The 20,701-nt window shown below is 58.3% G+C and carries 19 protein-coding genes; 11 read left to right on the top strand and 8 right to left on the bottom strand.

Features of this window, described 5'->3' with window-relative positions:
- Positions 1–199: 199 nt before the first annotated feature.
- Positions 200–328 (top strand): hypothetical protein, encoded by a 129-nt coding sequence (locus ABJZ52_RS15050; RefSeq protein ID WP_348187684.1) that lies wholly within the window; start codon positions 200–202, stop codon positions 326–328.
- Between the two features lie 103 nt (positions 329–431).
- Here ABJZ52_RS15050 and ABJZ52_RS15045 read toward each other — a convergent pair whose 3' ends face one another.
- Positions 432–1,124: a winged helix-turn-helix domain-containing protein gene (locus tag ABJZ52_RS15045; protein WP_348187681.1), complete on the bottom strand. Its 693-nt coding sequence runs from the start codon at positions 1,122–1,124 to the stop codon at positions 432–434.
- A 77-nt stretch (positions 1,125–1,201) separates the two neighbouring features.
- Here ABJZ52_RS15045 and ABJZ52_RS15040 point away from each other — a divergent pair, with 77 nt between their 5' ends.
- Both ABJZ52_RS15040 and ABJZ52_RS15035 read left to right on the top strand, forming a co-directional pair.
- On the top strand, positions 1,202–1,546 hold the full coding sequence (locus ABJZ52_RS15040; RefSeq protein WP_348187678.1) for an NIPSNAP family protein: 345 nt from the start codon (positions 1,202–1,204) through the stop codon (positions 1,544–1,546).
- A complete protein-coding gene (locus ABJZ52_RS15035; protein WP_348187675.1) occupies positions 1,543–1,884 on the top strand; it encodes an antibiotic biosynthesis monooxygenase in 342 nt (113 codons plus the stop codon). The genes ABJZ52_RS15040 and ABJZ52_RS15035 overlap by 4 nt, the downstream gene beginning before the upstream one ends.
- 13 nt (positions 1,885–1,897) lie before the next feature.
- Here the strand turns inward: ABJZ52_RS15035 and ABJZ52_RS15030 are convergent, their stop codons facing one another.
- Positions 1,898–3,310: an ATP-binding protein gene (locus ABJZ52_RS15030; protein WP_348187673.1), complete on the bottom strand. Its 1,413-nt coding sequence runs from the start codon at positions 3,308–3,310 to the stop codon at positions 1,898–1,900.
- The gene (locus tag ABJZ52_RS15025) at positions 3,307–4,035 is read right to left on the bottom strand and encodes a response regulator (protein WP_348187672.1); all 729 of its coding nucleotides are present in this window, start codon (positions 4,033–4,035) and stop codon (positions 3,307–3,309) included. The genes ABJZ52_RS15030 and ABJZ52_RS15025 overlap by 4 nt, the downstream gene beginning before the upstream one ends.
- Before the next feature lie 248 nt (positions 4,036–4,283).
- On the opposite strand from ABJZ52_RS15025, the gene ABJZ52_RS15020 reads away from it, so the two are divergent.
- Positions 4,284–5,354, top strand: a complete 1,071-nt coding sequence (locus ABJZ52_RS15020; RefSeq protein ID WP_348187670.1) for an EF-hand domain-containing protein — start codon at positions 4,284–4,286, stop codon at positions 5,352–5,354.
- A gap of 668 nt (positions 5,355–6,022) precedes the next feature.
- A complete protein-coding gene (locus ABJZ52_RS15015; protein WP_348187668.1) occupies positions 6,023–7,153 on the top strand; it encodes a type III PLP-dependent enzyme in 1,131 nt (376 codons plus the stop codon).
- 50 nt (positions 7,154–7,203) lie between these two features.
- Here ABJZ52_RS15015 and ABJZ52_RS15010 read toward each other — a convergent pair whose 3' ends face one another.
- The gene (locus ABJZ52_RS15010; protein ID WP_348187665.1) at positions 7,204–9,012 is read right to left on the bottom strand and encodes an adenylate/guanylate cyclase domain-containing protein; all 1,809 of its coding nucleotides are present in this window, start codon (positions 9,010–9,012) and stop codon (positions 7,204–7,206) included.
- Positions 9,013–9,147: 135 nt separating this feature from the next.
- Positions 9,148–10,731: a SulP family inorganic anion transporter gene (locus tag ABJZ52_RS15005; protein WP_348187662.1), complete on the bottom strand. Its 1,584-nt coding sequence runs from the start codon at positions 10,729–10,731 to the stop codon at positions 9,148–9,150.
- Positions 10,732–10,976: 245 nt separating this feature from the next.
- Between ABJZ52_RS15005 and ABJZ52_RS15000 the strand changes: the two genes are divergently transcribed.
- The 5 genes from ABJZ52_RS15000 to ABJZ52_RS14980 all read left to right on the top strand — a co-directional run bounded on the left by ABJZ52_RS15000 (position 10,977) and on the right by ABJZ52_RS14980 (position 16,422).
- The gene (locus ABJZ52_RS15000) at positions 10,977–11,411 is read left to right on the top strand and encodes a universal stress protein (RefSeq protein WP_348187659.1); all 435 of its coding nucleotides are present in this window, start codon (positions 10,977–10,979) and stop codon (positions 11,409–11,411) included.
- 19 nt (positions 11,412–11,430) lie between these two features.
- Positions 11,431–12,972 (top strand): alanine/glycine:cation symporter family protein, encoded by a 1,542-nt coding sequence (locus ABJZ52_RS14995; RefSeq protein WP_348187657.1) that lies wholly within the window; start codon positions 11,431–11,433, stop codon positions 12,970–12,972.
- A 365-nt stretch (positions 12,973–13,337) separates the two neighbouring features.
- Entirely contained in the window at positions 13,338–14,522 is a 1,185-nt protein-coding gene (locus ABJZ52_RS14990; RefSeq protein ID WP_348187653.1) for an aminotransferase, read from the top strand.
- A 40-nt stretch (positions 14,523–14,562) separates the two neighbouring features.
- Positions 14,563–15,591 (top strand): asparaginase, encoded by a 1,029-nt coding sequence (locus ABJZ52_RS14985; RefSeq protein WP_348187650.1) that lies wholly within the window; start codon positions 14,563–14,565, stop codon positions 15,589–15,591.
- A 30-nt stretch (positions 15,592–15,621) separates the two neighbouring features.
- Positions 15,622–16,422, top strand: a complete 801-nt coding sequence (locus ABJZ52_RS14980) for an arginine deiminase family protein (protein WP_348187647.1) — start codon at positions 15,622–15,624, stop codon at positions 16,420–16,422.
- Between the two features lie 8 nt (positions 16,423–16,430).
- Here the strand turns inward: ABJZ52_RS14980 and ABJZ52_RS14975 are convergent, their stop codons facing one another.
- Genes ABJZ52_RS14975 through meaB form a run of 3 tightly spaced genes read right to left on the bottom strand, consistent with a single transcriptional unit; the run spans position 16,431 to position 19,504 of the window.
- The gene (locus ABJZ52_RS14975; protein ID WP_348187645.1) at positions 16,431–17,843 is read right to left on the bottom strand and encodes a TIGR03808 family TAT-translocated repetitive protein; all 1,413 of its coding nucleotides are present in this window, start codon (positions 17,841–17,843) and stop codon (positions 16,431–16,433) included.
- A gap of 57 nt (positions 17,844–17,900) precedes the next feature.
- A complete protein-coding gene (locus ABJZ52_RS14970; RefSeq protein ID WP_348187643.1) occupies positions 17,901–18,494 on the bottom strand; it encodes a pyroglutamyl-peptidase I in 594 nt (197 codons plus the stop codon).
- 11 nt (positions 18,495–18,505) lie between these two features.
- Positions 18,506–19,504, bottom strand: a complete 999-nt coding sequence (meaB, locus tag ABJZ52_RS14965) for a methylmalonyl Co-A mutase-associated GTPase MeaB (RefSeq protein WP_348187640.1) — start codon at positions 19,502–19,504, stop codon at positions 18,506–18,508.
- A 139-nt stretch (positions 19,505–19,643) separates the two neighbouring features.
- Between meaB and ABJZ52_RS14960 the strand changes: the two genes are divergently transcribed.
- Positions 19,644–20,675 carry a phytanoyl-CoA dioxygenase family protein gene (locus tag ABJZ52_RS14960; protein ID WP_348187637.1) on the top strand — a complete coding sequence of 344 codons (1,032 nt, stop codon included), beginning with the start codon at positions 19,644–19,646 and terminating at the stop codon, positions 20,673–20,675.
- Positions 20,676–20,701 lie beyond the last annotated feature (26 nt).

The following is a 20,701-nucleotide window of genomic DNA, read 5'->3' as shown; positions in this document are numbered from 1 at the left end:
TTTTTGAAACTTTTGCAGCCTTCACGCATTGAGTGTGGAGGCTGTTTTCGTAGCAGCGCTTAACGTCAGCTTTCAGACAAACGAGCAGAAAAATAATTGAAAAGTGCACCAGGTACGCCTTGAAAAAGTGCACAAAGTGCGCATATTATACGGAGTAAGGTCGAACAAAACGAAAAAAAGAAGTTGAAGGAGACCGAAAATGAATGTGCATACCGCCCGAACACTGCTGGTGAACCATCGTCAGGACTTCAATCGTGACCGCCTGCCATGGCTTCCCCAAAAGCTCTATCGCTTCCTTTCGGAAGTGAACAAAAACAAGAACAGCTGACTTCAAGTCAGGATAGAGCGCTCGAATGCCTGGGTCCCATCGGACGCATTCGTTCAAACTCAAGAACCCGGCCTTGTGCCGGGTTTTTTGTATTCTGCAGCTGTTAGCCGTTCAGGAGCGGAAACTGGGCCACCAGGCTCTTTTCGCCAGCGGTGGAAAACTGGACCACGCGGGATGTCTCCAGGCGCTGCGCCCAGCCAAGCTCAAGCAGCCTCACGTAGATTGCATTGCCCGTGGAGCCTGCCAGATGGTAACGCCGTTCGCTCCAGTCGAGACAGGACCGGCATTCAGGTCTGCGGGATCGCGATCGTTGTGCCGGATTGACGCCAAACGACTGCAAAAAGGCATGACCGCTTTCGGTCAGACGAAGACCACCATCATCCGCAGGCGCAACATGGTTGTGCGAGAGCAGGCTGTCATAGATGCGCACGGCCAAATCGCCTGCCAGATGATCGTAGCAGACCCTTGCTTTTCGCAGCGCCGGATCATTGGGGCCTGTGCGCACCCTCAAATGGCCCTTCCTGGCCGCCAGGCCCATCAGGCTTTCGAGTGCCTGGCCAACATCGTCATCGGACAGCACATAGTAACGATGACGCCCCTGTTTGCGCTGGTTGATCAGTCCGGCATTGGCCAGTTTGCCCAGGTGAGAGCTAGCCGTTTGAGCCGTTATGCCTGCTTCCGCAGCAAGCTCGCTGGCCGTTAGTGCCTTGCCGCTCATGAGCGCGGTCAACATGTTCGCGCGGGCAGGGTCGCCAATCAGCGAGCCGATGAGGGCAATATCAGGTCCGTCTCTCATACTTCGATCCTAGTCGAAGCATAGTGCGTCTTCAACATGGCATTGAGATGCGATCTCGAACGCAATGGAGAACCGCCATGATCACCTGTTTCATTCGCTACCACATCGATCCGACCAAACGGGAGGCTTTTGAGACCTATGCCCGTAACTGGGGCGTCGCCATCCCCCGCTGCGGGGCCGACCTCATCGGCTACTATGCGCCGCATGAAGGCTCGAGCACTCTGGCCTACGGCGTTTACAACATCGAGAGCCTTGCCGCCTATGAGGCATATCGCAAGCGCTTGTCGGAGGATCCGCTTGGCCGGGAGAACTATGAATTTGCGCAGCGTGAGAAATTTCTCTTGAGAGAGGACAGGACGTTCCTCAAGCTCGCGTCATCTCCGCAACCAAGCCAAATGGCACCGGAAGAAGGTCAATCATGATTGCCGTGATTTTCGAAGTATACCCACATGAGGAGCACAAGGCACGCTATCTGGACATCGCTGCCAGCTTGCGCCCGGTTCTCGAGGAGATCGACGGCTTCATTTCAGTCGAGCGGTTCGAAAGCCTGACCACACCTGGAAAATTGCTGTCTCTTTCGGTCTTTCGCGACGAGAAGGCCCTTTGTGACTGGCGAAATGTCATGGCCCATCGCAAGGCGCAAACAGCAGGCCGCAATGTCTTGTTCAAGGACTACCGGCTCCGTGTCACCGGCGTTATTCGCGACTACGGCATGACTGAGCGGGACGAGGCCCCAAGCGACAGCTGCGTTGTGCTTTAGGGCCTCGTGGCCATCAGGGAGACGGTTCGACGGGAAGCCGAACCGTTGCTTCCAGGCCGCCGTCCGGATGGTTCCGAAGCGTGATTTCGCCGCCGTGCGCATGAATGATGGAGCGCGTAATGGACAAGCCAAGTCCGATGCCGCCCGTCTCCTCGCTGCGTGACTCCTCCAGGCGAACGAACGGCTCGAACACATCTGCCAGCCGCGCCGCCGGAATACCCGGACCGAAGTCCCGGAACCGGATGACGGCTTTTCTGTCATCGCGTGCGATGGTGACTTCGACCCTTTCGCCATAACGGATGCCGTTTTCAATCAGGTTTCGGATCGCTCTCTTGAGGGAAAGCGGTCGGCAGGACAAGATGATCCTGTCGCCGTCCGAGACCGAAACGGCATGGCCGAGATCTTGTTGGTCAGCGGCAATACTCTCCAAAAGGCTGGTGAGGTCCGTGCGGACCGCATCTTCCTTGTTCGCCTCGTCACGCGCAAATTCTAGCGTCGCTTCCGTCATCTGGCTCATTTCATCGAGCGTTTCGATGATCTTCTCGCGATTTTCCTCGTCATCGATGAATTCGGCGCGCAGGCGGAGCGACGTGATCGGAGTCCGCAGATCATGACTTATCGCCGCCAGCATCCTGGTGCGATCCGACACGAAGCGGGTGAGGCGGTCCTGCATCTCGTTGAACGCCCGGGTCACCGCCCTGACTTCGCTAGGACCTTCGACGGTCAATGCGGGCAGGTCCTCGCCGCGGCCAAGCTTTTCAGCTGCGCCGGCGAGATGGCGCAGGGGCTTGGCCACACGGCGGACCGCCAGGAAAACGATGACAAAGATCGCGCCGATTGTGAGCGCCATCTGCACCAGCAAGGGATACAAGGTCCGGGGCGGCGGCTTGTAGTCGGTCGCCACGTTCAGCCAGCCATGGTCAGCGAGCTGAATCGATAGAACAAGATCGACCTGCCGTTTCGCAAGCCGCTTCAAACGTGCCGGAAAATCGCGTTTGACTTGTGACGGGTCGGCGTTCTGGCGGTTCGGCTGTTTGCCATGGCCAATCGCAAGCAGGTCCAGGTGAACCTCACGGTCCGGCGTCAACCGGCTGCCAAGATAGGTCTCGAGACGCTGTTCGGTCTGGGTATCGGCGTCTTCCTTGACGACTGGTTCTTCACTTGTCCAGAAGGCGGTGAACCGGCTGCTCGAAGCCTTCAGGATCTTCGCATGATATGTGGTCGGCGTGCTTTCCAGAAGCTGGACCATCGAAATTGACCGCATCAGGATATTGTCCCGCGCGACCTCAAGGAGCGCGAGCCTACGTTCGTCATGAAAGAGCCAGATGCTGATGATCTGGGCGGCGACGACCGCGAGCAACAAGAGGCCCACAAGCTGAGTGCCGAGGCTCGTCGCCCTCAGTCGATCTGTGATCCATCTGATCATCCGTGAACTCCGTCCACATCAGATGTGAACATGTAGCCTCCGCCCCAGACCGTTTTGATAAGGGTCGGGTTCTTGGGATCGCTCTCGATCTTCCGGCGAAGTCTTGAAACCTGGTTGTCGATCGACCGGTCGAATACATTTGGCGTGCGGCCGGTGGTCAGGTCCAGCAATTGATCGCGGTTCAGCACCATCTTCGGCCGCTTCAGGAATGCACAAAGCAGCTGGAACTCGCCGCTGGACAGGGAAACGCCGACACCTTCCGGGTCGATCAGCTCCCGCTTGGGGACGTTCAATGTCCAGCCTTCAAATGCCAGTTTCTCTTCTTCAAGCGGGTCACGCTCTTTGGGCACCGCACTGGTTCGGCGCAGAACTGCCCTGATCCGCGCAAGCAGCTCACGCGGGTTGAAGGGCTTGGTGACATAGTCATCAGCGCCGATCTCAAGACCAATGACCCGGTCGGTGTCTTCGGCCATGGCCGTCAAGAGAATGACGGGCAGGGAGCTGCCTTCGACAAGATGGCGGCACAGCGACAGGCCGTCCTCGCCCGGCATCATGATGTCGAGAACGACCAGATCGATGGACGCTGCCTTGAGCGCCTTGCGGGCATGGGCGGCGCTTTCCGCGGTCGTCGCACGCATGCCGTTCTTTACGAGATAGCGCGCGAGGGTCTCGCGAATGTCGCGGTGATCGTCTACGACCAGAATGTGGGGGCTGGGTTCGCTCAAGTGGGTCTCCGGAAGTCTGCCCTGGTCCTCATGGTCCGATGCCGGCATTTGTTTGCCAACGTCGGAAAAGCTCTTGTCATATAGCTAAAGTGAATTCTGCGGTCGGACAGCGCAATCTTGTAACAAGATGTAACCCGCCCGCCAACCGGCACACACCGCGACACTTGTCGCTGTTTTGGCCCGTATTTTTGCGACAAGTCGTTCCTATGTTCTGTTCATCAACGCAGCAACCAAGGAGCTGACAGATCATGAAACCCATGAAGAAAATCGCAATCGCTGCCCTGACCGCTGGCGTCGCCAGCGTTGCAATCACCGCAGTTCAGGCAGAAAGCCCGGCGCCGGTGAAGGGCCAGTATGCCATGAACGGTGGCATGGGCGGTGACGAAATGGGGCGCGGCATGGGGCACGGACGCAAAGGCGGCCGTCACCAGGGCCGGAAGTTCATGGAACGCTTTGACGTCAACACGGACGGCGTCGTGAACCAGGCTGAAGTCGACCAAGTCGTCGCCAAACGGTTCGCAGAAGGCGACACCAATACAAGCGGCGCGATCGACCTGGCTGAATTCAAGACCGGCTTTGAAGAGAAGACCTCCCGCCAGCGCGTTCGTGTTTTCCAGCGTCTCGACAAGGATGGAGACGGCACGGTTACGACCGAAGAATTCAACGGTATGACCGATCGCATGTTCTCGCGACTGGATCGCGACGGCAACGGCGAGCTGGAGCGTATGTCCAGGCCGCGTGGCGGCAAGCCTGAGCAGGGCAAGCGCATGGGCCAGGAAGACGGCGACCGTGGTCCTGACCAGAAGGCCGGTAAGGGCAAAGGCCCGGATGGCGAGGAAAAAGGCAAGGGTCGCGAGGCACATGCACCGCGTCACGAAATGGAAAAGCGCGGTCATGAAGGCCGGCACGGTTCCAAGGGCGGAAAAGGCGGAATGCGAGGCCGCATGATGGAGAACATCTTCACCATGCTCGACACCGACAAGGACGGCAAGGTCACCCGCGCCGAGTTTGAAGATGTCCGCGGCAAGCTCTTCGCATCGGCTGATACCGATGGCTCCGGCGGTTTTGAACTGACCGACTTCAGCACGATCTGGATGACCATGAACGAAGGTCGCGTCGTTCGGATGTTCCAGAAGCTCGACGCCGATGGCGATCTGTCCATCACGGCAGAAGAACACGCCAAGCGCAGCGCCAATCTGGTCGAGCGTATGGACCGCAACGGCGATGACGTTGTGACCAAGGCGGACTTCAAGCGTGGCAAGAAGGCTCGTCATGGCAAAGGCCATCACGACCATGAAGGTCGCAAGCAGCGGGGCTGATGCTCAACCGCTTGCCGTAGCAAGATGAAAGCGGGTCCACCTGATGCCCCCGCAGGTTTCCAGCTTTCATCATGAGAGGGGTCGCGTTTTCGCGGCCCCTTTTTCTTTTGGGCCAGTCTCCCGGCACCATTCAAGGCGTTGCCTTGTCTCTCGGCTTTCGAGCAGAAAAGCTCCACTCAAAAAAATGCGCGCGATGCAAATTTCCCCTTGATCATGACAGGATTTCATCGCATCTACGTCTTGCCCAAATTCGCACGTGCCCGAGGCCGTTCATGGGGTCCCTGAAAAGGAGGCCTCTTAAGGGGTAGCTGCCAAATAACACCGCCAAGGGGCGGGGCAGCAAATCCGGACGGCTTAAAGCAACGACGTAAGAGGGCCTTTTGGTCTCGGCTGGGGTCTCCAACCTCCGGCGTCACTGATGAGGCACTTGTTACATCCTTGCCCGACGTGCGGTTCGGTCTTCCGATCCAATCAACGGCACTCCCGACGCGGGAAAGCTTTGTTGTCTTTCAGGACAGCATCGCCAAACCGTCGCTGCAAGTCGTATTCCGCGCTCCGGTTCCATCCCGGGGCCGCTGCTCTGCACTTTCAGCACCCTGCGACGTGAACCTGAGGCCCGCCGGAAACGAAATGGCGTGGTCTTCATGAATTGGAAGGGGACGACCCCGATGAGCGAACGCATTCTGGACTTTTTGCGACGACGTGATGCCGACGGCCCTTGTGTTGTTGTCGACCTCGATATCGTGCGCGACAACTACGAGACCTTTGCCAAGGCCCTGCCAGACACCTCGGTCTACTATGCCGTGAAGGCAAATCCCGATCCGGCGATCCTCAACTTGCTGGAAAGCCTCGGTTCCTCGTTCGACTGTGCATCTGTTGGCGAAATCGAGATGGTTCTGGCCACTGGCGCCGACGCTGCCCGCATTTCCTATGGAAACACCATCAAGAAGGAGCGTGACATTGCGCGTGCCTATCAGCTCGGCGTCCGCCTCTTCGCGGTCGATTGCGTCGAAGAAGTCGAAAAAATCTCTCGTGTTGCAGCCGGCAGCAAAGTCTTCTGCCGCGTCCTCTGCGACGGCGTCGGAGCAGAATGGCCGCTTTCGCGCAAATTCGGGTGCGACCCTGCCATGGCACCCGATGTGCTCGAACACGCCCATCAAAACGGCCTCACCGCACACGGAGTTTCCTTCCATGTCGGCTCCCAGCAAGCCAACCTCGGCGCGTGGGATCTCGCTCTCGCCATGGCAGCGGGCGTTTTCCAGGAGATGGCGCTCCGCGGCATCGAGCTGAAAATGGTCAATATGGGTGGGGGCTTCCCGACCCGCTATCTCAAGGACGTGCCCGGCGTTCCGAGCTATGGCGAAGCCATTTTCGGCTCTCTGACCAAGCACTTCGGCAACCGTTTGCCCTCCACGATCATCGAACCGGGGCGCGGCATGGTCGGCAACGCTGGTTTGATCGAAGCGGAAGTCGTGCTGATCTCGAAGAAGTCGGCCGAGGACGAGGTCCGCTGGGTCTATCTAGATATCGGCAAATTCCACGGTCTTGCCGAGACCATGGACGAGGCGATCCGCTATCCGATCCGCACACCGCGCGATGGTGATGTGACAGCGCCTTGCGTTCTGGCTGGTCCGACCTGCGACAGCGTTGATGTCATGTACGAAAAGACGCCCTACGAGCTGCCCGTTTCGCTTTCCATTGGCGACAAGGTGCTGATCGAGGCCTGTGGCGCATATACGACCACCTATTCGAGTGTCGGCTTCAACGGCTTTGCGCCGTTGGCATCACACGTCATCTAGGAACCTGCCACCAGAATCGACATCGCGCTGACTGCTCACGAGTCCGGTTGTCAGGGGGTTAGCCTGATGACATCCACGAGTGCGTCCTTGCCCTTGACCTTGTGAGCTCCCAGGCGATCATAAGTGATCGATGAGGGAAGGTGCGCTCCGATATCGCCGGACGCCAGGATGATTGCCTCCGCGTCCGGATCCACCTCCCGTCCAAGGGATTCGAGGCGGGACGCCACATTCACGGTATCTCCGATCACCGTGTAATTAACCCGGCCTATGGCGCCGATATCTCCGACCACAAGCGGTCCCCTGTGTAGCCCGATGCGGATGCGGACAGGTGGCAAACCGTTTTTACGACGTTCCTTGTTGTCAGCCATGATCGCTCTTGCAATGCCGATTGCGGCCTCGGCTGCAGGAATATCGGGTGCATCCATGCGCTGCGGGGCGCCCCAGAAGGCCATGACGCTGTCACCAATATACTTGTCGATGGTGCCATGATGTGCGTCGATCTCGGCCCCGATCAGCGAAAGGTGCTGGTTGACGAACGTCGCGATTTCGCCGGTGCTCATGGTCTCCGACAAGGTCGTGAAGCCGACGATATCGGTAAAGAGCACCGCCAGCTCCCGCTCTTCGGGTGGAGCGTCGGCTCGTCCTTCCCCTATCAGCTGATTGACGAGGGATTTTGGCACGTAGCGCATGAAGGCGGACAGTCCCCCAAGCATTGCGTTGAAGCCGTTTGCAAGATCTTCCAATTCGCGAACGGCACTTCCTGGCAAAGGTTTGACAGCGTCGAAATCAAGCCGCGCGACCGAGCGGGCGCCATCTGCTGCGCGCTTGATCGGACGCGCGATGTAGTGGGCGAGAAAACCTGTTGCGACAAGTGAAAGGCCCAGGAGCAAAAGTCCGATGAGAATGGAGCGCGTGAGCAGATGAAGCGGCTGTTCAAGGACGTTGGCGGAAAAATGGGCGCCAATCTTGATCGGCAGCGTTCCAAATTTCTCGCCACTGTCTTCATAAACAACAAACCGGCGGGTACCGTAGGCATCAAAACCGGCTAGGAGTTCGATCTCGCCGGTAAAATGATAGCCTTCAGTATCTTGTGGCTCATGATCCTCGAAGTTCGCCAGGAAGGTATCGGGGATGGACGTCATTTCGATCAGCGGAGTGTTGGGCGAAAGCTGATCCTCGACCTCGTCCAGGCGAGGGTGCGCCAATAGTTGGCCTGCGCCATACGTCAGAAACACAGTGAGATCGTCCGTCGAGATCTGCTTGGTAATCTCGGAGAGACGTTCAAGAGAAACGCCCACGAACACGGCTCCCAGAAACATGTCACCATCTCGAATGGGGGTGACATAGGCGACATAGCTGTGGCCGCGCCCCGGGATGAACTGAACGGGTGTCCAGAAACCCGCGGTCGCGTCTCTCGCTTTCTGCATCTGGGGGGCAAGGTTCGGCAGTTTCGCGGCAGGAGCCCTGAACGGCACGATCACGCCATCGCCGGCGCCCCTGTCAACTTGAACTGCGTCGCCGTCACTCGAGGCAACAATCAGAAGCGATGCCTGCGGTGTCCCGGCAAGAGCACCGTAGGTGAAGGTGGAAAGCTCCTCCACGTCATCGATGAGAACCGACCCGGCGATAACGGCTCTGGCCGTAAACGCCGCCTGTTCCTCGATTGCATCAAGCTGTGAGGCGAAGTCGCTCTGAAGCGCGTCCATGCCGATGTCGACGAGGGTGCCGCCAAGCGTTCGGACGATTTTTTCCGACGTGATGACCTGGACCACGAGCACAAGTGCTGCCGTCACGAGAACGAAGGCGCCTATGACGATCGTCAAGGTTGGTGTGAGCTTGATGCGTCTGCGCAATTTCACGTCGCCGAATCCGTCCGGTGTTTGAGCCGGGGCGAGTATCGTCCGAAGAACCCTTGCAGGTAAAGGTGTCTGGTGCCTTTGCCACTGGGCGCCAAAGAACAAAGGCGGGCCGTGCAAGGCCCGCCTTTCAAAGAGTCAGCTGGATTTCTGTGGTGTCTCGAACTTGTCGCCATAGTCGACGGCAACCTCATAGTCCGGATCTTCGAGAACCGAAACCTCGATCAGGTTGCCGGCTTTTTCGAGCAGCTTTTGGCAATCGCGCGAAAGGTGACGAAGGTGAAGGCGCTTTCCGGCTGCCACATACTTGGAGGCGAGCGCGTCAATGGCCTCGAGACCCGAGTGATCGACAACACGGCTGTCCATGAAATCAACGACAACGTCGTCTGGATCAGTGTTGATGTCGAAGAGGTCCTGAAAGCCTGTCACGGAGCCAAAGAAGAGCGGACCTGACAGCCGGTAGACCTTCCAGCCTTCCTTGGAAACACCGGTGCGCGCATCAATCCGACTGGCAGCGTTCCAGGCATAGGCGAGCGCGGAGATGATGACGCCGACGACCACCGCCATGGCCAGATCCGCATACACCGTCACGCACGTCACAATCACGATCACCAGAGCGTCGGTCATCGGGATCTTGTGCATGATCTTCAAGCTGGTCCAGGCGAAGGTGCCGATCACGACCATGAACATCACGCCGACGAGCGCTGCGACCGGGATCTGCTCGATCAAGGGGGCTGCAAAGAGGATGAAAGACAACAGGAAGAGGGCTGCAGCGATGCCCGAAATACGGGTCCGCGCGCCGGACTTCACATTGATCATCGACTGGCCGATCATGGCACAGCCACCCATGCCACCGAAGAAGCCGGTCACCACGTTTGAGGCACCCTGCGCCACGCATTCGCGAGATGCGCCGCCCTTGGTGTTTGTCATGTCTGCCACAAGGTTCAGTGTCAGAAGCGATTCAATCAGGCCAATGGCAGCCAGAATCACCGAATAGGGCAGAATGATTTCAAGCGTTTCCCAGGTGAGGGGAACCATCGGGATGTGGAACTCCGGCAAACCGCCGGCGATCGAGGCGAGATCGCCCACCGAGCGCGTGTCGAGGCCGAAGCCGAGAACCAGTGCCGACACCACCAGAATGCCGGCAAGTGGCGCCGGAAACGCGCCTGTGAGCCGGGGCAGGAACCAGATGACAGCCATCGTGAGGGCCACAAGGCCGAGCATCAGATAGAGATCGGAACCGGTCATCCAGCTCAGGCCACCCGCGCCGTCGTCGACCTTGAACTGGCCAAGCTGGGCAAGGAAGATGACGATCGCCAGACCGTTCACGAAGCCAAGCATTACGGGATGCGGCACCATTCGGATGAACTTGCCCCACTTCAAAAGACCAACGGCGATCTGGATGAACCCCATGAGCACGACCGTTGCAAAGAGATACTCAACTCCATGCCGGGCGACCAGGGAAACCATCACCACGGCGAGCGCCCCGGTCGCGCCGGAGATCATGCCCGGACGGCCGCCAAAGCAGGCTGTGATCAGGCCGACGAAAAAGGCGGCATAGAGACCCACCAACGGATTGACACCGGCAACGAAGGCAAAGGCAACGGCTTCGGGAACCAATGCGAGCGCGACCGTCAGGCCTGCGAGAAGCTCGATCTTGATGCGGTTCGGGGTCAGTTTGGTCGATGTGACGGGGACAGGTGCCTCGGCGCGTGCGGACAAGGACAACTCCAATCTGTTTTTGGCAACCGCTACTCGGTTGCGTTCAATTTGTTCGGCAGAGTTTGGAAATGGCGCCGATCTGGCCTGGGTGCCATGTTCTGATCCAAATCAATTTGCCCGACTTTTAGCCAATGTTTCGCATCGCAGCAAGAGAAGTAACTCTACATGATTTATTAAGGATTGGTGACAGTCCGGTTACATTGTGCTTTCGTGACTTCGTTAAAGTTGTCAGGAAGGGGCAAATTATGAGCGTTAAATATGTTGTCGGCTACGATGGCAGCCAGGCATCCGAGGGTGCAATTCGCTTTGCCATAGCCCTGGCCAAGAGCTGTGATGCAGTTCTGGTTGTGGCGCATGTACTTGAATGGTCTCCCTATTCTTTTTTGACCCCCACCGAAATTGAAGAGCGACACAAACGGCGCAACGAGGAACTCAAGCGTGCCGAACAGGCATTGATTGGCCCCTTGATTGCGAAGATCAAATCTGAACATGCCGCAGTCGAAAGCGTGATCCGCTATGGCAACATCGTCGATACTTTGATGTCCATTTCGACCGATTGTGGTGCAGACCAGATCTTCATTGGTCGTACGGGCCACAGCAGCCTGTCGACCCGCGTGTTTGGTTCGGTTGCCGGCAGTCTTGCCCAGCATGCCGACGTGCCTGTGACCATCGTTCCATAAGAAAAATCCAGAGGGTGTCATGCAAACAATCAGAAAAGTAGCACTCGGCGCTGCGGCCCTTGTGCTTTCAGCAGGTCCAACGGTCGCGCAATCCATTGATGAGCAGGTCAATGCGTTGTTTTCTGCGTCAACAGGCTGGTTTGTCAGCCTGATCTTTAGTCCCTTTCCAGGAACCAGCTTTCCCTGGATCGTTGCCTGGCTGGTCATCGCCGCCACCATCTTCACTGTTTATTTCGGCGTCATTCAGTTCCGCGCCTTCGGTCATGCGATTTCGCTCGTGAAGGGCGACTACTCGGATCCAAATGATGCAGGGGAGGTTAGCCACTTTCAGGCTCTGGCCACGGCCCTTTCGGGAACCGTCGGGCTCGGGAACATCGCCGGCGTTGCGGTTGCGGTCGGCATTGGCGGACCGGGCGCGACGTTCTGGATGATCCTTGCGGGCTTGATGGGAATGGCCTCCAAGTTCACCGAGTGTACGCTTGGCGTGAAGTACCGCAATGAATATGCGGACGGTACGGTCTCCGGCGGTCCGATGTATTACATCACCAAAGGCTTTGCCGAACGCGGCGTTCCGGGCGGGAAAATCCTCGCTGTCTTCTTCGCGGTTTTCTGTATCCTTGGCTCGCTTGGCGGCGGCAACATGTTCCAGGCCAACCAGGCGCACCAGCAGATCGCTGGCATCGTTGGTGATTACCCGGGCTGGATCACTGGAGTCATTTTCGCTGGTGTGGTCTTTGCCGTGATCATCGGCGGCCTGAAGTCGATCGCAAGCGTGACTGAAAAGGTCGTGCCCTTCATGGGCATTCTCTATGTGCTGGCCGCATTGGTCATCATCCTGATGAACCTGGACAAGGTCGGTTGGGCATTTGGCCAGATCTTCGAAGGTGCCTTTACCGGTCTGGGCATCGCGGGCGGTTTCGTCGGGGCCCTGATCCAGGGTTTCAAACGCGCAGCCTTCTCCAACGAAGCAGGCGTTGGTTCTGCGGCCATCGCGCATTCGGCGGTCCGTACCAAGGAACCCATCACCGAGGGCGTTGTCTCGCTGCTTGAACCCTTCATCGACACGGTTGTCATCTGTACAATGACCGCGTTGGTGATCATCATCACGCAGCAGTTGGTCATTGATCCGGCGACCGGAAACTACATGGTCGAGAATGGCAACATTGTAACGGCTTCCGGTGCATCTGGTGTTGGTCTGACCTCGGCGGCCTTCGGCAGCGCCTTCAGCTGGTTCCCCTATGTCCTGGCTGTCGCCGTGATCCTCTTCGCCTTCTCGACGATGATCTCCTGGTCCTACTACGGTCTGAAAGCCTGGACCTATCTGTTCGGCGAAGGCAAGTCCAAGGAGCTGGTCTTCAAGGTGATGTTCTGCATCTTCGTCGTCATCGGTGCCGCGGCCAATCTCGGCCCGGTCATTGATTTCTCCGATGCGGCCATCTTCGCCATGGCCGTCGTCAACATCATTGGTCTCTATGTCCTGATGCCGGTGGTGAAGCGAGAGATGGTTAGCTACATGGGACGCTTGAAATCAGGCGAGATCCGCAAGTTCAAGAGCCGTTGAGCCCTGGGAAACAGCACGGATAAACAAGAAGCCCGGGGCAAATTGCTCCGGGCTTTTTGCATGCAAGATCGGCTTTTATTGCCGGGCCGCCGCCGAATGCGTTTGCGTAAGAGAACTTCCAAAGCACGTCGCCGTGAAGACGGGGTGTTGCTGTAAACGCTGCATTTATCCACTGGAGGAAGCGGTTTCCCATTATGCAAAAACCGACTGGTTGTCGCTGGTGCTTTGGCTCGTCAAAGGCTCGGCGTCAGATGGTCTTGAGACGCGAAATAAAACCCACTCGACGTGGTTCATCTTCAAGGCTACAACGCGAAATTCGATACTAGAAATCGCGTGAAAACCGCGATCGGCCGGGAGGTCCCAAGATGAAATCCACCAATCCCGTTTTCACAGGACTGGAAACCACGATTTTCGAAACCATGTCGCGGCTGGCAATGGCGCATGAAGCCGTGAATCTGGGCCAGGGGTTTCCGGATGTCGACGGCCCCTTGGACATTCGCGAGACCGCGGCGAGGGCGCTGGTTGATGGGCCCAACCAATATCCGCCGATGCTGGGCCTGCCGGAATTGCGCCAGGCGGTTGCCGCCGCCAACAAACGATTCTATGGCCTGGACATTGATTGGCAGAGCCAGGTTGTCGTGACCTCTGGTGCGACCGAAGCCTTGAATGATTGTATCCTTGCGCTCGTCGAACCCGGTGACGAGGTCATCCTGATCGAGCCGCTTTATGATTGCTATCTGCCGCTGGTCAAGCGCGCTGGCGGCGCCCCTGTGCGTCTAAGGGTTACGCCGCCAAGCTGGTCTCTGGATCTTGCCGCGCTGGAGGCCTCCTTCACGGAAAAAACCAAGGCTATCTTGATCAACAATCCGATGAACCCGGCTGCCAAGGTTTTCTCTGAAGAAGAACTCAAGGCCATCGCAGAGCTCTGTGTTCGGCACGACGTCTATGCGATCTGCGACGAAGTCTACGAGCATCTGGTCTTTAACGGTGCGCGCCACCATCCGCTTATGAGCTTTGACGGCATGGCAGAGCGAACTCTGCGTATTGGGTCCGCCGGCAAGACCTTCTCACTGACCGGCTGGAAGGTCGGTTACATCACGGGCGCGGCACAGCTGATCGACCCGATCGCCAAGGCCCATCAATATGTCACCTTCACCACGCCGCCGAACCTCCAAAAGGCAGTCGCGACGGGGCTGGCGAAGGATGATGCCTACTATGAAGGCCTTGCCTCGGAACTCGCCGCCAAACGCGATCGCATGGCCGCGGCGCTTGAAAAACTGGGTTTTGGCGTTTTGCCCTGCGCAGCGACCTATTTCCTGACCTGCGATATCACGGGTCTCGGCATAGGCGACACAGATGTCGATGCCTGCCAGCGCATGGTCAAGGAGGCCGGTGTCGCAGCTGTACCAGTGTCCGCCTTCTATGGTGGTGATGCGCCGACCAACTTCATCCGCTTCTGTTTCTGCAAACAGGATCACGTGATTGATGAAGCCATGAGCCGCTTGGTAGGCTGGATGACAGCTGATCTTCAGGAAGCAGCAGCCCACTAGGCCGCCTAGCCATTCAAATTTTGACCAAGGAGTGTCGTTCATGACCAATCCAGTCACCGTTGAAGTCACGCGCGGCAAGTTGGTGGAGAGCCGCCATCGCGGGTCTGTGGCGATTGTCGACGACAGTGGCAAGCTTGTCTGCGCGATTGGAGATGCAGAGGCTCGGGTTTTTCCGCGCTCTGCCATCAAGGTGCTTCAGGCCTTGCCGCTGGTCGAGAGTGGGGCCGCCGACGCTCTGGATTTCGATGACGCGGAACTGGCGCTTTGCTGTGCATCTCACAACGGCGAAAGTGTGCACGTCAAATCTGCCCGCGTCATGCTGATCAAGGCGGGTCTGAGCGAGGATGATCTGGAGTGCGGCTCTCAGTGGCCGAAACGGCTCGAGGATATCGCCGATCTCGTTCGGGCCGACGAGGAGCCGGGCGCGCTCTACAACAATTGTTCGGGCAAACATGCCGGGTTTCTTGGTCTGGCCAAGGTTCTGGGGGCTGCCACCAAGGGCTATGTGCTGCCGGACCATCCGGTGCAGCAGGAAATCAAGTCCACAGTCGAAGAATTCACGGGGGAGGAATTGACGGCAGATGTCTGCGGGACAGACGGCTGCTCGATCCCGACCTATGCCAGCCCGTTGAAGGGTATTGCGCGCGCCTTTGCCGTCTTCGGCACAGGAAATGACCTGGAACCCAACCGGGCGCAGGCTTGCGAGCGTCTGTATGAAGCCTGTGTCAATGAGCCCTTTATGGTGGCAGGCACGGAGCGCTTCTGTTCCGACATCATGGCGGCTTTCAAGGGGCGCGTTTTCGTCAAGTTCGGCGCTGAAGGCGTCTTCTGCGCGTCGGTCCCTGAAAAGGGGCTTGGCATTGCGCTGAAGTGCGACGACGGCGGTACACGCGGCGCGGAAGTCATGATGGGCGCTGTCCTTGAAGTTCTGCTCGACAAGAGCGAAGAGGAGGCCAAGGCATTGGATGCTTATGTCAATCCGGCGATCCGCACTCGCGCCGGTTTCGAAGCTGGGGAAGTTCGTCCGTCCGAAACCTTCCTCTCCGCCCTCAAGGCTGCGCTCGTCTGAGCTCAGTCTGGAAACTCAAGGTTTAGCCCAATGCCGCATCGTGAAGGTCTTTCCTGGCATTTCACCCACGCAATCACGCGCGTTCCTGCCGACAGTGTTGCCGATGGCCTGAGAGCCGTCGATACGGGCAACCCCAGTGGCGAAGCCTTTCGCGCTGAGCACACCGCTTATATCGATGCACTGAAATCGGCCGGATTGACGGTAGATGTTCTGCCACGACTGGAAGGTTTCCCTGACAGCTGCTTTGTGGAAGATCCGGCATTTTGCCTGCCCGAAGGTGCAATTCTCCTGCGTCCCGGTGCTGCCAGCCGAAAGAGCGAAGCGGCTGAAATTCGCGCCGCGCTTGAGGCGCGTTTCGACAATGTTGTCGAGATTCCTGGAGACGGCCACGTTGACGGCGGTGACGTCCTGACGCTGGATGATGAAATTCTGATTGGCTTGTCCGCCCGTACAGACCGGCTTGGTGCGGACGCTTTCGCAGCGCTTTTACAAGAATGGGGCTACAATGCCCGCGTAGCGGAAACGCCCGATGGGGTGCTGCATTTCAAGACCGCCTGTTCGACCCTTGGCGAGGGTGTCATCCTCGCGACCAAGGTCATGATCGACAGCGAATTTTTCGGTGATCGCAAGACCGTCCAGGTGCCGGAAGATGAAGAGTATGCGGCAAACGTCATCCGGGTGAACGACGTTGTGCTGGTGCCAGAGGGTTATCCGAAGACGCGAGATGCCGTTGAGGCAGCCGGCTTCAAGACTGTCGTTTTGCCGACCCACGAAGCCCGCAAGGTCGACGGTGGCCTGTCCTGCCTGTCCTTGCGTTTCAGTCTCGATTGATTTCAGCCTTAGGCAGCGATCTGGTTGCCCATCACTGCTAGATGCGACCAGTCCTGTGTGTTGTTGAGTTCACGGGTGGCTTTGTCGAGCCAGCGGTAGCCGACGATTGCATCTTTGTCGGATCCCTGAATCACATTGTTGCTGATCACGGCTGAACCGGCCCCGTCCACCACGGTAACAGCGATGCCGGTGCCGCAAGAGCGCAGAACATTCTGCGAGGCTACGATGTTGCGCATGTAGGGGCCCCAGCCAAGCAACAGACCAAACCGCGGAGCGCCTTCGATCACATTGCCCGTGATGGTGGTGTCCGCCTCAGCAGCGATGCCGATGCCGAAACCTGCAACTTCTGGCGGATAGGGGCCCGTCGCAGACAGATTACGGATCAGATTTCCTGAGCAGACAGCCAGCCGACCGCCATCCATAAAGTTGGCGATCGAAATGCCGGTTGTGCCGCCGTCTATCAGGTTGTTGGAAATCAGCGCGCCCTGAAAGGCGAATTCCGAGTAGATCGCGACTTCGCCGGAGCGCAGGCAGGAGTTGCCGATGATCTGAACGTTTGAGCCTGTGTTGGACCGGATCGCGGAGAAAGCACAGTCAGCGATACGATTGCCGGAGACGACTACGCCGTCTGCGCGGAATACATTAATGCCGTTGCCCCACTGGCCTGTCCCGCCGTGTTTCGCGCCGATGCGTTCAATCCGGTTGCCGGAGACCAGGGTGCCATCTTCGCCCTGCTTCCAGCGGTGCACCCAGATGCCACCATTGGCACAATCGGTAATGACGTTGTCAGTAATCTGAAGCCCGGTGGCTTCGTTCGAGCGGATGGCCGCTTCTGCGGCGCCTGTGATGATGCAACCCGAAATCCGGCCCGAACACCTGTCGGCCACAACACCGCTCTGAGCTGATCCGACAATGGAGCTGTCCGTCAAAGACAGTTCGCGAACGCCAACGAAATGCAGGAGGCCTTCGGTGTGACCGCCAATGCTACGGTTAGCTCCGTCAAATGTGAGGCCAGACAGCGAGACATTGGAAACACCTTCTGCTGTGGCAAGCAGTCCGCCGCCGCCCTGGTAGATCAGGCGGGTGCGCCCAGGAACACCAACAATAAGGGTGCCTGAGGGAAAACGCAGATTGGCAACCGGATAGTTGCCGGCCGGCAGAAACAGCGCACGGCCTTTCTCGACCGCCCGGTTGATCGCATTTTGGAAGAGCGCCGTCTGATCGTCCGAGGCATTTGGAACCAGTCCCAGCTCGCCGGCGTCCATGGAACCGCGCAGGTCTGCGATCTGGATGGCCGCGCTCGAGGCCGTCCCGGATAGGCACAAGGCTGTGCCACCCAATGTGCCAGCAAGAAACGTGCGACGGCTCAAGTCGGCAGGCGAGGGGACTTGCGTCCCGGATCTGGAAAAAAATCGGCTCATGCGGAGATCATTGCAACGCCTGTGCCGGATGGAGTTGCGGTTCGGAAACTGCTCGCCTTAGATCCGCCGCGCGACTTCATACAGAATCTGAACCGCGGATGCTTCGATGTCTTGCAGGGAAGGCCTCGTGTCAAACCTTCCACGCGGCAGTGGCGGCACGTGGATGAAGACGCTCGGAATGCCGCTCGAGATGCTGTCCCAGAGCGTGGCGTTGCAAAGATAGGTGCCGGCGTCACGTGACAGGGAAACGGGCACTCCGCTGCGTGCTGCGGCATCTTTCAATGCCCGCACCGGCAAGGTCGATGTCTTGGCCGCAGGCCCGTCCTGTTCCAGAGGGCCGGGGGCGGCGTGATAGCCTTTGGCGTCTGGCTTGACCTGTGTCGCACGGTTGACGGCGCGGGTCTCGATGTTGATGCAACGCCGTGTTCCGTCAACGCCGAAGTGGATGATTGCAGAGGGCTTCAGATCTTTGCGCAACTGGTCGGTGACTGCCTGACGTCCTGCCCAGGTGGTCGGCAGACGAACGAACTCGAACCGGACCCCGGTTCTTGGGGCCAGGCGTCTTGGTAGACGAGCAATCAGTTGCGCTGTTGGGTTGATCGGCATGCCGGGGAAGGGCTCAAAGCCGGTGACGAGAATGGTTTTGCTCATAAGGCTTCTCTTCAAACGCCGATCAGGTCGGATATTTCCTCAACGGCGACGGAGACGGCGGTTTGCCCGTCGCGCACTTCACCTTCGAGGCGCTTGAGCCGTTCGGCTATCTGCGCATTGCCCGTCAGAGCTTCCATCATGCGTTGTTGCAACAGGTCCCACATCCAGGCGACTTGCTGGTCCGCGCGGCGCTTTTGAAATTCACCGGTCGCGCTCATCTTGTCACGGTGGTGAGTTACCTGCTCCCACATGGCGCCCAGCCCCTCATTCGCGAGGCCTGAAATGGTCACCACGGGCGGGCTCCAGGTTGGCGAGCGCGGTGCGAGGATATGAAGGGCTGCGCGATAGTCCGACGCAGCGCTTTGGGCGCGAAGCGCGCCTTCGCCATCTGCCTTGTTCACCGCGATCATGTCGGCGATCTCAAGCACGCCCTTCTTGATGCCCTGAAGTTCGTCGCCAGCCCCTGGCAGCATCAGCACAAGAAAGAAATCCACCATGTCGGCGACAGTGGTCTCCGACTGTCCGATGCCAACCGTTTCCACCAGGATGATGTCAAAGCCTGCAGCTTCGCACAGCAGCATGGTTTCGCGCGTCTTGGCGGCAACGCCTCCCAGCGTGCCGGCTGAGGGGGAGGGCCGGATAAAAGCATTCTGGTCCACCGCCAACTGGGCCATTCGGGTCTTGTCGCCCAAAATGGAACCTCCAGTGCGCGTCGAGGACGGATCCACGGCCAAAACGGCTACCTTGTGCCCCTGGGCCGTCAGATTGGAACCGAGCATATCAATCGTGGTCGACTTTCCAACGCCGGGAACGCCAGTAATCCCAACGCGCTGTGCCTTGCCCGTAAGTGGCAGCAAGTCCTGGATCAGACCACGGGCGATGGCGCGATGCTCTGCCTTGCGCGACTCAACGAGCGTTATCGCGCGTGCAAGGCTTGCCCGGTTTCCCGCGCGTATGCCGGTAGCCAAAGCCTTGGGGTCGAGAGATTTGCGAGGTGCTGTCTCGGTCATCCTCAAGGCTTATCCGAGGAATCAGCTGCCGTCACGGTGGAAGTTGGTCTTTCGAAGTTGAGGTTTGAAAGGCTGTTGAAAGCGAAGGCCGGATGGTAACTTCGACCATTGTTGGTTTGAGTCTTTGTCGAGGAATTCAATGAAACCCCTTTCCTATCTGAACGCACCCTTCTGGTTGATGGGTGTTGTCGGAGCCGAAAAATCCTTGAAGAAAAACCCGATTCTGGGCAGCGAGACCCTCAACCGTTGGGGCCTGCATAAAAAGCGGGTTCAGATCGCGGCCGATCTTGCAGCTGCACGGCGCAAGAGGCTGGCTACGACACTGAATTCCGAAGATCGCGCGTTTTTCGATGAAAATGGCTATTTTGTTACGCGTAATTTCCTGCCCGACGCGGACTTCGAAGCCCTGAAACAGGAGATCTTCGGACAGCCGTTTGAGGCTCGTGAGATGCGCCAGGGTGCGGCCGTCACGCGGATGACGCCCTTGCCCCCGGCCGTGTTGAACGTCAATCCAGCAATTGCTCGCGCACTTCGAGATCCAAGAGCGGTGGCCCAGATCCGCTATGCTGCTTCTCAGAGCGGACAGCCCATGGGTTTTCTGCAGACTGTCATCGCCCAGCCTTCTGGCAAGAAAGATCCGCAGACAAATGTCCACGCGGACACCTTTCATGCCACATCAAAAGCCTGGCTCTTTTTGCAGGATGTTGGCGAGGACGATGGGCCCTTCTGCTTCGTTCCAGGCTCGCATAAATTGACTGAAAAACGCCTCGAGTGGCAGCATCAGTGTTCCATGTCGGCAAGTCGAGGGCAGGATTCCCATCATGCCAGCGGGTCATTCCGGATCAGCGCAGAGGAACTGGAGCAACTCGGTTTGCCGCAGCCAAAGCGCATGGCCGTCCCCGCCAACACGCTGGTTGTGGCAGATACCTTTGCTTTTCATGGGCGAACGCCTTCAGACAAGCCGACCGTGCGCTGCGAAGTGCATTGGCACATGCGCCGGAACCCCTTCCTGCCGTGGACAGGGCTTGATCCCAAGTCCTTGCCTGGCATCCGTGAGCGGGAGTTGCAGCTTTTCATGCCCGTTGCAGATGCGATGGAGAAATACGCCAAGAAGCGTAACGTCTGGCGACCGGTCGGTGCGGTGCCGGTGAACTCGGAGCCGCACGTCTAGTCAACTCGAGGGACCGTGACCTCTGG

Source organism: Roseibium sp., from assembly GCF_039982295.1.
GTDB lineage: Bacteria > Pseudomonadota > Alphaproteobacteria > Rhizobiales > Stappiaceae > Roseibium.
Note: the sequence above shows the minus strand (reverse complement) of the source record. Positions and strands in the feature narration are given on the sequence as shown.